General features: G+C 57.0%; 10 protein-coding genes and 3 tRNA genes. 11 read left to right on the top strand and 2 right to left on the bottom strand.

Annotation, left to right across the window (positions count from 1 at the left end; translation table 11 throughout):
- The first annotated feature begins 5 nt into the window (after window positions 1–5).
- Both AC0T4W_RS11300 and AC0T4W_RS11295 read left to right on the top strand, forming a co-directional pair.
- A complete protein-coding gene (locus tag AC0T4W_RS11300; protein WP_476319074.1) occupies window positions 6–278 on the top strand; it encodes a DUF2160 domain-containing protein in 273 nt (90 codons plus the stop codon).
- Between the two features lie 83 nt (window positions 279–361).
- Window positions 362–2,104, top strand: a complete 1,743-nt coding sequence (locus AC0T4W_RS11295; protein ID WP_476319073.1) for an ABC transporter substrate-binding protein — start codon at window positions 362–364, stop codon at window positions 2,102–2,104.
- A 70-nt stretch (window positions 2,105–2,174) separates the two neighbouring features.
- Here the strand turns inward: AC0T4W_RS11295 and folD are convergent, their stop codons facing one another.
- Window positions 2,175–3,029 carry a bifunctional methylenetetrahydrofolate dehydrogenase/methenyltetrahydrofolate cyclohydrolase FolD gene (gene folD / locus AC0T4W_RS11290; protein WP_304869322.1) on the bottom strand — a complete coding sequence of 285 codons (855 nt, stop codon included), beginning with the start codon at window positions 3,027–3,029 and terminating at the stop codon, window positions 2,175–2,177.
- A 271-nt stretch (window positions 3,030–3,300) separates the two neighbouring features.
- On the opposite strand from folD, the gene AC0T4W_RS11285 reads away from it, so the two are divergent.
- The 9 genes from AC0T4W_RS11285 (at window position 3,301) to AC0T4W_RS11245 (ending at window position 12,245) form a co-directional block, all read left to right on the top strand.
- Window positions 3,301–3,377 (top strand) — tRNA-Arg (locus AC0T4W_RS11285).
- 34 nt (window positions 3,378–3,411) lie between these two features.
- Window positions 3,412–3,487, top strand: a tRNA-His gene (locus AC0T4W_RS11280).
- Between the two features lie 52 nt (window positions 3,488–3,539).
- A tRNA-Leu gene (locus tag AC0T4W_RS11275) sits at window positions 3,540–3,624 on the top strand.
- A 127-nt stretch (window positions 3,625–3,751) separates the two neighbouring features.
- Window positions 3,752–5,077, top strand: coding sequence for a trigger factor (gene tig / locus AC0T4W_RS11270; protein ID WP_476319072.1), 1,326 nt, complete (start codon window positions 3,752–3,754; stop codon window positions 5,075–5,077).
- Window positions 5,078–5,167: 90 nt separating this feature from the next.
- Entirely contained in the window at window positions 5,168–5,803 is a 636-nt protein-coding gene (clpP, locus tag AC0T4W_RS11265) for an ATP-dependent Clp endopeptidase proteolytic subunit ClpP (protein WP_476319071.1), read from the top strand.
- 111 nt (window positions 5,804–5,914) lie between these two features.
- Window positions 5,915–7,195 carry an ATP-dependent Clp protease ATP-binding subunit ClpX gene (clpX, locus tag AC0T4W_RS11260; RefSeq protein ID WP_397493239.1) on the top strand — a complete coding sequence of 427 codons (1,281 nt, stop codon included), beginning with the start codon at window positions 5,915–5,917 and terminating at the stop codon, window positions 7,193–7,195.
- 149 nt (window positions 7,196–7,344) lie between these two features.
- Entirely contained in the window at window positions 7,345–9,738 is a 2,394-nt protein-coding gene (lon, locus tag AC0T4W_RS11255; RefSeq protein WP_476319070.1) for an endopeptidase La, read from the top strand.
- A gap of 136 nt (window positions 9,739–9,874) precedes the next feature.
- On the top strand, window positions 9,875–10,147 hold the full coding sequence (gene hupB / locus AC0T4W_RS11250; RefSeq protein ID WP_010490206.1) for a nucleoid-associated protein HU-beta: 273 nt from the start codon (window positions 9,875–9,877) through the stop codon (window positions 10,145–10,147).
- A gap of 220 nt (window positions 10,148–10,367) precedes the next feature.
- A complete protein-coding gene (locus AC0T4W_RS11245) occupies window positions 10,368–12,245 on the top strand; it encodes a SurA N-terminal domain-containing protein (RefSeq protein ID WP_476319068.1) in 1,878 nt (625 codons plus the stop codon).
- 141 nt (window positions 12,246–12,386) lie between these two features.
- On the opposite strand, the gene fabI is transcribed toward AC0T4W_RS11245, so the two are convergent.
- A complete protein-coding gene (gene fabI, locus AC0T4W_RS11240; RefSeq protein WP_274086671.1) occupies window positions 12,387–13,181 on the bottom strand; it encodes an enoyl-ACP reductase FabI in 795 nt (264 codons plus the stop codon).
- Between the last annotated feature and the right edge of the window lie 27 nt (window positions 13,182–13,208).

Genomic DNA, 13,208 nt, shown 5'->3' with positions numbered 1-13,208 from the left:
CGACGATGGATTGGATGGCCTGGACTCTGCCGACGGCGTTATTTTTCGGCTTTATTGGCATGCTGCTGGTCGGTATGACGGTGTGGGAACTGCGCTCGCCCTGTATTGAGCGCAAAGGCTTATTGCCGATCAGCACCACCCGTGGTGATCGGCTGTTTATCGGTCTGCTTGGAAGTGCCTACCTGCACCTGCTGGTGGTGGGTACGACCGATTGGAGTGTCTGGATAGCCTCGGTGCTGTCCCTGTTCTGGTTGTTTGCAGTGATGCGTTGGGGCTAAGCCGGGCTGCCTTGGGCGCGCCTGCAGGTTGGGCGCGGCCATGACCCGCTTGCCTCATTCCAAACCCTGAGATGGAGGTCTCTATGTTCGACAATAACAACAAAACTCGACATAGCATGGCGCTGGCTGCCTTGCTGACGTTGTCCGGCTTGAGCGGCGCAGCCTGGGCTGATGCCTACGAAGAAGCGGCAAAAAAGTGGATTGGTGAGGAGTTCAACCCCTCGACCCTGACGCCTGAGCAGCAACTCGAAGAGTTGAAGTGGTTTATCAAGGCCGCCGAGCCGTTTCGCGGCATGAGCATCAGCGTCGCCTCGGAAACCATCGCCACTCACGAGTACGAGTCCAAGGTGCTGGCCAAGGCCTTTAGCGAAATCACCGGGATCAAGCTCAAGCACGACCTGATGCAGGAAGGCGATGTCGTCGAGAAGCTGCAAACCCAGATGCAGTCGGACAAGAACATCTACGACGGCTATATCAACGACTCGGACCTGATCGGTACGCACTTCCGTTATGGCAAGGCGGTGGCCATCAGCGACATGATGGAAGGCGAAGGCAAGGCAGTCACTTCGCCAACCCTGGATCTGCAGGACTTTATCGGCCTTTCCTTTACCACTGCGCCCGACGGCAAGCTCTACCAGCTGCCTGATCAGCAATTTGCCAACCTCTACTGGTTCCGCGCCGACTGGTTCGAGCGCCCGGAGCTGAAAGCCAAGTTCAAGGAAATCTACGGCTACGAGCTGGGTGTGCCGGTCAACTGGTCAGCCTATGAGGACATCGCCGAGTTCTTCTCCGAGAAGGTCAAGGAAATCGATGGCCAGCGCATCTATGGCCATATGGATTACGGCAAGAAAGACCCATCCCTGGGCTGGCGCTTCACCGATGCCTGGTTCTCCATGGCCGGCGGTGGCGACAAGGGCCTGCCCAACGGCTTGCCAGTGGACGAGTGGGGGATTCGCGTAGACGGTTGCCGTCCGGTGGGCTCCAGCGTTGCTCGTGGCGGCGATACCAATGGCCCGGCGGCGGTGTATGCCACCACCAAGTATGTCGACTGGATGCGCAAGTACGCGCCGCCTGAAGCCCAGGGCATGACCTTCTCCGAGTCCGGCCCGGTGCCGGCGCAAGGCAGCATCGCCCAGCAGATTTTCTGGTACACCGCCTTTACTGCCGATATGACCAAACCAGGTCTGCCGGTAGTTAATGAAGATGGCACGCCGAAGTGGCGCATGGCGCCTTCACCGAAAGGGCCGTACTGGGAAGAGGGCATGAAGCTGGGTTATCAGGACACCGGCTCCTGGACCTTCCTCAAGTCCACCCCGGAGAAACAGCGCCTGGCCGCCTGGCTGTATGCGCAGTTCGTCACCTCGAAAACCGTATCGTTGAAGAAGACCCTGGTTGGCCTGACGCCGATTCGTGAGTCGGATATCAACTCGCAAGCCATGACCGACGTTGCGCCGAAACTCGGCGGCCTGGTGGAGTTCTATCGCAGCCCGGCGCGGGTGCAGTGGACCCCAACCGGAACCAACGTGCCTGACTACCCACGTTTGGCTCAGCTGTGGTGGCAGTTCATTGCCGAGGCTGCCAGCGGCGATAAGTCGCCACAAGAGGCACTGGATGGCTTAGCAGCGGCGCAGGACACCATGCTGGGCCGCCTTGAGCGTTCCGGCGTGCTGGGCGAGTGTGGGCCGAAGCTGAACGAGCCGAAAGATCCGCAGTACTGGCTGGATCAACCGGGTGCACCGAAGCCAAAACTGGCCAACGAAAAGCCTCAGGGTGAAACCATCAACTACAACGAGCTATTGAAGTCATGGGAGCAAGCCCGCGACTGACGCAGCGGGTTTTACTCAGCATAAAAAACGGCACCTAAGGTGCCGTTTTCTATTGCTGCCAGCGCCGCACTTAGTCGTGCAGATGCTCTGCAGCATGCAGGGTGTTTTCCAGCAGGCAGGCGCGGGTCATCGGACCAACGCCGCCTGGCACCGGGGTGATCCAGCCCGCGCGGGGCAGGGCGGTTTCATACACCACATCGCCAATCAGCTTGCCGTCGGTCTGACGGTTGATGCCCACGTCGATGACGATGGCGCCAGGTTTGATCCACTCGCCATGCACCAGGCCAGGCTTGCCGGCAGCTACCACGACGATATCGGCCTGGCCGACATGCATTGGCAGGTCTTTGGTGAAACGGTGGGTTACGGTAACGGTGCAGCCAGCCAGCAACAGTTCCATCGCCATCGGCCGACCGACGATATTCGAGGCGCCAACCACCACCGCGTGCATGCCATACAGGTCGACACCAGTGCTTTGCAGCAGGGTCATGATGCCTTTCGGGGTGCAGGGGCGCAGCAGAGGCATGCGTTGGGCCAGGCGGCCGATGTTATAGGGGTGGAAGCCGTCAACGTCTTTATCCGGGCGAATGCGTTCCAGTAATAAAGAAGCATCGAGGTGTTCCGGCAGTGGCAGTTGCACCAGAATACCGTCGATGCTCGGCTCGTCATTCAGGCGGTCGATCAATGCCATCAGTTCGTCTTGGCCGGTGGTGGCTGGCAGGTCATAGGCTTGGGAAACGAAGCCGACTTCTTCGCAGTCTTTACGTTTGTGCGAAACGTAGACCTGGGACGCAGGGTCGCTACCGACGAGAATCACTGCCAGCCCGGGTGCGCGTAGGCCTTGCTGACGTCGTTCGGCGACACGTTGGGCGATCTGCTGGCGCAGGCTGGCGGCAATTGCTTTGCCATCGATCAGTTGTGCGGTCATTGCGCTTGGTTAACCATAAAGAAAGGATGGAAAAAGGACGCGCATTCTCGCATGACCATGCTGTGGGGCAAAGGCGCACGCCGCGGTTTTCGCGTAACTCCTTTAAATGGCTGAATTTTTTTAACTTTTCCTGTTGACGACCTGAAACTGCCTCTATATCATTCGCCCCGCTTGTCGAGCACAGCCAGTCGCTGGGTAAGACGGCAAAGGTCGAAGCTGCAAAGTTTTTTCCGAAGCCGAAAGCTTTAAGTCTGCATCTGCAGATGGATAGGCGCCCGTAGCTCAGCTGGATAGAGCATCCGCCTTCTAAGCGGATGGTCGCAGGTTCGAGTCCTGCCGGGCGTGCCATTTGGCGGTCTTGGCTCAAGCAAAATGCAATATGGTGGGCGTAGCTCAGTTGGTAGAGCGCAGGATTGTGACTCCTGTTGTCGTGGGTTCGATCCCCATCGTCCACCCCATATTCCAAAGCGCCAGGTTTAAGCCTGGCGTTTTTGTATAAAGCTTTACCACGCGGACGTGGTGGAATTGGTAGACACACTGGATTTAGGTTCCAGCGCCGCAAGGCGTGAGAGTTCGAGTCTCTCCGTCCGCACCATCTTTTAGAACTCCCTCCCGTTTGCCGCCTGCATCTAGGGTGACTTCTGCAAATCGACCCTCTAGAATGCATGCCCTTGATTAGGGCCCGGTAAACGGCCGGCTTATGTGTGCAACGAGGATTATCCATGCAAGTTTCTGTTGAAAACACTTCTGCTCTCGAGCGCCGTATGACCGTTGGCGTATCTGTTGAGCGCATCGAGACTGAAGTCAACAAGCGTCTGCAGCAGACTGCCCGTCGTGCCAAGGTCCCTGGTTTCCGTCCTGGCAAAGTGCCAATGAGCGTGATCCGCCAGCGTTATGAAGACGCTGCGCGTCAGGAAGCCCTGGGTGATCTGATCCAATCCACTTTCTACGAAGCCGTTGTTGAGCAGAAGCTCAATCCAGCTGGCGCTCCGGCTGTTGAGCCGAAGTCGTTCGAGAAAGGCAAGGATCTGGAATACGTTGCGACCTTCGAAGTCTTCCCGGAATTCACCGTTGCCGGCTTCGAGTCCATCGCTATCGAGCGCCTGCAGGCTGACGTGGCTGACGCTGACGTCGACAACATGCTGGAAATCCTGCGTAAGCAGAACACCCGTTTCGAAGCTGCCGAGCGCGCTGCCGAGAATGGCGACCAGCTGAACATTGATTTCGTTGGCAAGATCGACGGCGAGGCTTTCGCTGGCAGTTCGGCCAAGGGCACTCAATTGGTTCTCGGTTCTGGCCGCATGATCCCAGGCTTTGAAGACGCCCTGGTAGGTGCCAAGGCTGGCGAGGAGCGCGTAATCAACCCGACTTTCCCGGCTGATTACCAGAATCTGGACCTGGCTGGCAAAACTGCCGAGTTCACCGTCACCGTCAACAGCATCTCTGCACCTCAGCTGCCTGAGCTCAATGATGACTTCTTCGCCCTGTTTGGCGTGAAAGAAGGCGGTCTGGAAGGCTTCCGCGCTGAAGTGCGCAAAAATATGGAGCGCGAGCTGCGCCAGGCCATCAAGTCCAAGGTTAAAAACCAGGTGATGGACGGTCTGCTGGCCGCCAACCCGATTGAAGTGCCAAAGGCGCTGATCAGCAATGAAGTGAACCGTCTGCGCGTGCAGGCCGTTCAGCAGTTCGGTGGCAACCTCAAGCCTGAGCAGCTTCCAGCTGAGCTGTTCGAAGAACAAGCCAAGCGCCGTGTTGTGCTGGGTCTGGTTGTGGCTGAAGTGGTCAAGCAGTGCGAGCTGAAGCCGGATGACGCCCGCGTTCGCGAAATGATTCAGGAAATGGCTTCGGCTTACCAAGAGCCTGAACAGGTTGTGGCCTGGTACTACAAAAACGACCAGCAAATGAACGAAGTGCGTTCGGTTGTACTGGAAGAGCAAGTTGTAGATACTGTTTTGCAGAAGGCCAACGTGACCGATAAAGCGGTCTCGTACGAAGAAGCTGTCAAGCCGGTAGAAGCACCACAACCAGAAGCACCACAAGCCGCCTGATTTCTTTACCTCGTTCGAACACGCCATAAGCCAGCCTCCGCGCTGGCTTATGCGTATTTGTGACATGACTATTTAGGGAGCGAGTGCCGCATGTCCCACAATCTTTTTATGCAGCAAATGCCTAGCATCCAAGCCGCTGGTGGCCTGGTACCTATGGTTGTCGAGCAGTCGGCTCGCGGTGAGCGCGCCTACGACATCTATTCACGCCTGCTCAAAGAGCGCGTGATTTTTCTTGTCGGCCCTGTAGAAGATTACATGGCTAACCTGATCTGTGCGCAGCTGCTGTTCCTTGAAGCGGAAAACCCGGACAAGGACATCCATCTGTACATCAACTCCCCAGGTGGTTCGGTGACTGCGGGTATGTCGATCTACGACACCATGCAGTTCATCAAACCTAACGTGTCCACCACCTGTATTGGTCAGGCATGCAGCATGGGTGCATTCCTGCTGACCGCTGGTGCTGAGGGCAAGCGTTACTGCCTGCCAAACTCGCGCGTGATGATTCACCAGCCACTGGGCGGTTTCCAGGGCCAGGCGTCGGACATCGAAATCCACGCCAAGGAAATTCTCTTTATCCGTGAGCGTCTCAACATGCTGATGGCTAAGCACAGTGGGCGCACTCTGGAAGAAATCGAGCGCGATACCAATCGTGATAACTTCATGAGCGCTGAGGCGGCTCGTGAATACGGGTTGATCGACGCAGTAATTGAAAACCGCCCCGCTTAATGTAAGCCGCTCAAAATAGGGTGGGTCGGCATATCCGGCCTTTAGCGGGCTTGAAAATGCCCGCATTTGCCCTCATCTTGTGTTTCAAGCCTACCGGATTGGATTGAACGAATGACTGACACCCGCAACGGCGAGGACAACGGCAAGCTGCTTTATTGCTCCTTCTGCGGCAAAAGCCAGCATGAAGTACGCAAATTGATTGCCGGCCCCTCGGTCTTTATCTGCGACGAGTGCGTCGACCTGTGCAACGACATCATCCGCGAGGAGGTGCAGGAAGCTCAGGCCGAGAGCAGTGCGCACAAACTGCCTGCCCCCAAGGAAATCAGCGGCATCCTCGATCAGTATGTGATCGGCCAGGAGCGTGCGAAGAAAATTTTGGCGGTAGCGGTCTATAACCACTACAAGCGCCTCAATCAGCGTGATAAGAAAGATGACATTGAGTTAGGTAAGAGCAATATTCTGCTCATCGGTCCGACTGGCTCGGGTAAAACCCTGCTGGCCGAAACCCTGGCGCGCTTGCTCAACGTACCTTTCACCATTGCTGACGCCACCACCCTGACCGAGGCTGGTTATGTGGGTGAGGACGTCGAGAACATCATTCAAAAGCTGCTGCAGAAGTGCGATTACGATGTGGAAAAAGCCCAGATGGGCATCGTCTACATCGACGAAATCGACAAGATCTCGCGCAAGTCGGATAACCCGTCGATTACCCGCGACGTATCGGGCGAGGGCGTGCAGCAGGCGCTGCTCAAGCTGATTGAAGGCACTGTGGCTTCCGTGCCGCCGCAGGGCGGTCGCAAACATCCGCAGCAGGAATTCCTGCAGGTTGATACGCGCAACATTCTGTTTATCTGTGGTGGCGCGTTCTCCGGCTTGGAAAAAGTCATCCAGGGTCGTTCGACCAAGGGTGGCATCGGTTTCAACGCCGAGGTTCGCAGCAAGGAAGAGGGCAAGAAAGTTGGCGAATCACTGCGCGCAGTCGAGCCTGATGACCTGGTTAAGTTTGGTCTGATTCCTGAGTTCGTTGGCCGTTTGCCGGTTATCGCCACGCTGGATGAGTTGGACGAAGCCGCTCTGGTGCAGATTCTGACCGAGCCGAAGAATGCCCTGACCAAGCAATACGGCAAGCTGTTCGAGATGGAAGGCGTTGAGCTGGAGTTCCGTCCGGATGCGCTGAAGTCGGTTGCCCACAAGGCACTTGAGCGTAAAACCGGTGCTCGCGGCTTGCGTTCGATTCTCGAAGGTGTCCTGCTCGACACCATGTACGAGATTCCGTCGCAGTCCGACGTCAGCAAAGTGGTTATCGATGAAAGTGTTATCGATGGCACCTCCAAGCCGTTGCTCATTTATGAGAACAACGAGCTGCCAGCCAAGGCTGCGCCTGACGCGTAACGGCGTTGTAACATGTTGAAAGCAAGGGGCCTGCGGGCCCCTTTGCTTTTGCTGCGCCAGCGCTTGTTTTTTGTTGGGGCTGCCCCCATCTTAGGGCTAAGGGTCATCCCATCTGTTTACGGCCGTATGGCCGCTGTAGAGCCAAAATCATGAAGACAACCATCGAATTGCCTCTCCTGCCGTTGCGCGATGTTGTGGTCTATCCGCACATGGTCATTCCGTTATTCGTCGGGCGTGAGAAATCCATTGAAGCCCTTGAGGCGGCGATGACTGGCGAGAAGCAGATTCTGCTCCTCGCGCAAAAGAATCCTGCTGACGACGACCCAGATGAGGCCGGCCTCTACCGCGTCGGTACCGTAGCCACTGTGTTGCAGTTGCTGAAACTGCCGGACGGTACCGTCAAGGTGCTGGTCGAAGGCGAGCAGCGCGGCGAAATCGAACGCTTTATCGAGGCCGACGGCCATTGTCGCGCTGAAGTCCAGCTGATTGATGAGGTTGATGCCGCCGAACGTGAGTCGGAGGTCTTTACCCGTAGCCTGCTTAGCCAGTTCGAGCAGTATGTGCAGCTGGGCAAAAAAGTCCCTGCCGAAGTGCTGGCTTCGCTTAACGGCATCGATGAGCCGAGCCGGCTGGTCGACACCATGGCTGCACATATGGTGCTGAAGATCGAGCAGAAGCAGGAGATTCTAGAGATCACCGACCTGGCTGCGCGGGTTGAGCATGTGTTGGCGCTGCTGGATGCCGAGATCGACCTGTTGCAGGTGGAAAAGCGCATCCGTGGTCGGGTCAAGAAGCAGATGGAGCGTAGCCAGCGCGAGTACTACCTGAATGAGCAGATGAAGGCCATTCAAAAGGAGCTTGGCGACAGCGAAGAAGGCCATAACGAACTCGATGAACTGAAAAAGCGTATTGAGAATGCCGGCCTGACCGCCGAAGCCCACACCAAGGCCAATGCCGAGCTGAACAAGCTCAAGCAGATGTCACCGATGTCGGCCGAAGCCACCGTGGTGCGTTCTTATATCGACTGGCTGGTTAATGTGCCATGGAAGGCTCAGAGCAAGGTGCGCCTGGATTTGGCGCGTGCTGAAGCGATCCTCGATGCTGACCACTACGGCCTGGATGAGGTCAAGGAGCGCATCCTTGAATACCTCGCTGTGCAAAAGCGCGTGAAGAAAATCAAAGGTCCGGTGCTTTGCCTGGTCGGTCCGCCCGGTGTAGGTAAGACCTCGCTGGCCGAGTCGATTGCCAGCGCCACCAACCGCAAGTTCGTACGCATGGCCCTGGGTGGCGTGCGTGATGAGGCGGAGATCCGTGGTCATCGCCGCACCTATATTGGCTCCATGCCGGGTCGTCTGATTCAGAAGATGACCAAAGTTGGCGTGCGCAACCCGCTGTTCCTGCTCGATGAAATCGACAAGATGGGTCAGGACATGCGCGGCGACCCTGCCTCGGCGCTGCTTGAGGTGCTCGATCCTGAGCAGAATCATAACTTCAACGATCACTACCTGGAGGTCGACTACGACCTGTCCGATGTGATGTTCCTCTGCACGGCTAACTCGATGAACATTCCGGGGCCGCTACTGGATCGTATGGAGGTGATTCGTCTGCCGGGTTACACCGAAGCCGAGAAGATCAACATCGCGATCAAATACCTGGCGCCCAAGCAGGTGCAGGCCAATGGCCTGAAAAAGACTGAGTTGCTATTCGAAGAAGCGGCTATCCGCGACATTATTCGCTACTACACCCGCGAGGCTGGTGTGCGCGGCCTGGAGCGGCAGATTGCCAAGGTGTGCCGCAAGGTGGTCAAGGAGCACACCACAGAGAAGCGCTTCCAGGTCACCGTCACGGCTGATTCGCTCGAACATTTCCTCGGCGTGCGCAAGCATCGCTACGGTTTGGCCGAGCAGCAGGATCAAATTGGCCAGGTCACCGGTCTTGCCTGGACCCAGGTCGGCGGTGAGCTGCTGACCATCGAAGCAGTGGTGGTGCCTGGCAAAGGTCAGCTTATCAAAACCGGCTCGCTCGGTGATGTGATGTTGGAATCCATCACCGCCGCGCAGACGGTTGTACGCAGTCGGGCCAAGAGCCTGGGCGTGCCTGTGGACTTCTACGAGAAGCAGGATATCCATATCCACATGCCGGAAGGGGCAACACCCAAAGATGGTCCCAGCGCAGGCGTTGGCATGTGTACGGCGCTTGTTTCGGCCCTGACGCAGATACCTGTGCGTGCGGATGTGGCAATGACTGGTGAAATCACTCTGCGTGGTCAGGTATTGGCCATTGGTGGTTTGAAAGAAAAACTGTTGGCCGCGCACCGTGGTGGAATCAAAACCGTGATCATTCCGGAAGAGAATGTGCGCGATTTGAAAGAGATTCCGGAGAATATTAAGCAAGACCTGCAGATTAAACCGGTTAAATGGATTGACGAGGTCCTGCAAATTGCGCTGCAATACGCCCCGGAGCCCTTGCCTGATGCGGCTCCCATGGTTGCAAAGGATGAAAAACGCGAGACTGATTCCAAGGAGCGAATTAGCACGCATTAGCCGGAGGGGTTTCTTGACACATTTTTAGAGCCCTTGTTATAAAGCGGCTCTTATCGTGTCAGCAGGCTCTCCGCACCAGCTTCGCTTACATTTAAAAGCAAGAAATAAACTCAACAGAAATTAAGGGGACTTAAGAGTGAACAAGTCGGAACTGATCGATGCCATTGCTGCATCTGCTGATATCCCAAAAGCTGTTGCTGGCCGTGCGCTGGACGCAGTAATTGAATCCGTTACTGGCGCTCTGAAGGCTGGTGACTCCGTAGTACTGGTTGGCTTCGGCACTTTCGCTGTGAAAGAGCGTGCTGCGCGCACTGGCCGTAACCCACAAACTGGTAACCCGATCAGCATCGCTGCTGCCAAGATTCCAGGCTTCAAAGCCGGTAAAGCTCTGAAAGACGCTGTCAACTAAGCCTCTTTCGGTTTTGCCCAGCAGATCAGTTGAATAGCTGATCTGATGCGAGGCGGGATGTTCAGCCAGTCATAACGTGCTGAACATGGCGAATCAGACGCTTGAATTCGATCCGCTTTGCCAGTTACGAGAAGGCGCATCCACTGATGCGCCTTTCTTCTATCCGGATTTTACCCACACTGCGCGACTGCTTTATTTGTACAGTCGTTCTGGGGGACGCATGCTGCAAAACATCAGGGACAATTCACAGGGTTGGATTGCCAAAACCATCATCGGCATCATTGTCGCGCTGCTCGCGCTGACGGGTGTAGATGCCATTTTTACCAGCACCAGTAATAGCCAGAATGCCGCTGAAGTGAATGGCGAGAAGATCACTTCCGCCGAGCTTAGCCAGGCAGTCGAGATGCAGCGTCGTCAATTGCTGCAGCAGTTGGGGCGCGACTTTGATGCCTCTCTGCTGGACGAGAAGCTGCTGCGTGAAGCCGCCCTGAATGGCCTGGTTGAGCGCACCTTGCTGCTCGATGGCGCCAAAGACGCCAAGTTTGCCTTTTCGCAGCAGGCGCTGGATCAGCTGATCCTGAAAACACCTGAGTTTCTGGTCGATGGTCAGTTCAATGCTGAGCGTTTCGATCAGGTTATCCGCCAACTGGGCTACAGCCGTTTGCAATTCCGCCAGATGCTTGAGCAGGAAATGTTGATTGGTCAATTGCGCGCCGGCCTGGCCAACAGTGGGTTTGTCACCGATGCCCAGGTGCAAGCCTTTGCCGCACTGGAAAAGCAGACTCGCGACTTCGCTACCCTGACCCTTACGGCTGATCTGGATGCAGTCACGCTCAGCGATGACGACATCAAGGCTTATTACGCCGCTCAAGCCAGCGAGTTTATGAGCCCTGAGCAGGTGGTATTGGAATACGTCGAGCTGAAGAAGGACGCTTTCTTCGATCAGGTTGAAGTCACCGATGAGGCGCTGCAGAGTGCTTATCAGAATGAAATCGCCAACCTCGCCGAACAGCGTCGTGCCGCGCATATTCTGGTTGAAGTGAACGATAAGCTGAATGACGAACAAGCCCAGGCCAAACTGGTCGCGGTGCAGAAGCGTCTTGAGCAAGGCGAAGATTTCGCCGCACTGGCCAAAGAAGTTTCCGATGACTCGGGTTCGGCAGGTGAGGGCGGTGATCTGGGCTTTGCCGGCCCAGGCGTGTACGACCCAGCCTTTGAAGAAGCGCTGTATGCGCTGGACGAGAGTGCGGTATCGGCTCCTGTGCGCAGCGAGTTTGGCTGGCATCTGATCAAGCTGCTGGGCGTTCAGGCGCCGCAAGTGCCAAGCTTCGCCAGCTTGGAAGAAAAACTGCAGCGCGATCTCAAGACGCGTCAGGTTGAGCAGCGCTTTGTAGAAGTCTCCAAGGACCTCGAAGACGCCGCGTTTGAAGCCTCGGACCTGGCTCAGCCCGCTCAGGAGCTGGGCCTGCAGGTCAAAACCACTGAAGCTTTTGGTCGTGAGGGTGGTACTGAAGGCCTGACTGCCAATCGTCAGGTGATTCAAGCGGCATTCAGCGATGAAGTGCTGGAAGACGGCAGCAACAGCAGTGTGATCGAGCTTGATCCGAACACTGTGGTGGTGGTGCGCGTTAAAGAGCACAACAAGCCTGAGCAGCTGCCGCTTGAGCAGGTTGCCGATGGCATTCGTGCCCAGCTGACCAAGGTTCGCGCAAGCGAAGCGGTGAAAGCCAAGGGTGAAGAGCAGCTAGCTGCGCTGCGCGAGGGTCAGACGCCCGCTCCCCAGGCCGATGCTGCGCAGGGCTGGAATGTGGTCGAGGCGGCCACTCGCAGCCAGGAAGGCGTTGAGCCAGTGGTGCTGCAGGCACTGTTCCGCATGTCCAAGCCTGAAGCGGCCGACAAGCCGACCTTCGCAGGTATCAGCCTGAGCAACGGTGATTTCATGATCATCCGTCTCAATGGCGTGAGCCAGCCGCAGCAAGTGCTGTCGGATGAGGACAAGGCCATGTACAGCCGCTTCCTCGCCTCGCGCGTTGGTCAGCAGGACTTCGCCGCGTTCCGCAAGCAGTTGGAAGATACGGCGGATATCGAGCGCTTCTGATCGGTATTGCTGAGTAAAGAAATGGCAGGGAGCCATTTCTAACGTCGCGCAGCGACGGCCCGCAGGGTGAATGCCATGGATGGCAATGCATAAAAAAGGCCGCTTAGTTAAGCGGCCTTTTTGTTGGTGCGATTTAACGGCTTACTCTTCCATGGCGCCCATGGCGGTGGTGTTGAAGCCGCCGTCGACGTACATGATCTCGCCGCTGACGCCCGAGGCCAGGTCGGAGCAGAGGAAGGCGCCGGCGTTGCCGACTTCATCGATGGTGACGTTGCGGCGCAGCGGGGTCTGCTTCTCGTTGGCGGCGAGCATCTTGCGGAAGCTCTTGATCCCGGAAGCCGCGAGGGTGCGGATCGGGCCGGCAGAGATGGCGTTAACGCGAGTGCCTTCTGGACCGAGGCTGCCGGCCAGGTAACGTACGCCGGCCTCCAGGCTGGCCTTGGCCATGCCCATAACGTTGTAGTTAGGCATGGTGCGCTCGGCGCCCAGGTAGGAGAGGGTCAGCAGGCTGCCATTGCGGCCTTTCATCATCTCGCGGCCGGCTTTGGCCAGGGCGACGAAGCTGTAGGCGCTGATGTCGTGAGCGATGCGGAAGCCTTCACGGGTGGTGACGTCGGTGAAGTCGCCGTCCAGCTGGTCACCGGGGGCAAAACCAACGGAGTGAACGATGCAATCCAGGCCGTCCCACTTTTTGCTCAGGGCTTCGAATACCGAGGCGATTTCCTCATCGTTGGCCACATCGCACGGGAAGCACAGGTCGGCGTTCGAGCCCCAGTCAGCGGCAAAACCTTCGACGCGGCCTTTGAGCTTTTCGTTCTGGTAGGTGAAGGCCAGTTCGGCGCCTTCACGGTGCATGGCTGCTGCGATGCCGGAGGCGATGGACAGTTTGCTGGCGACGCCAACGATCAGTACGCGCTTGCCGCTTAGAAAACCCATGGGTGTTGTTCCTCTTCCTGTGTACAA

The sequence above is a fragment of the Pseudomonas sp. C7.1 genome, assembly GCF_056312395.1.
The sequence above is the reverse complement of the archived record's forward strand: the minus strand, read 5'-3'. Positions and strand labels throughout refer to the sequence as shown.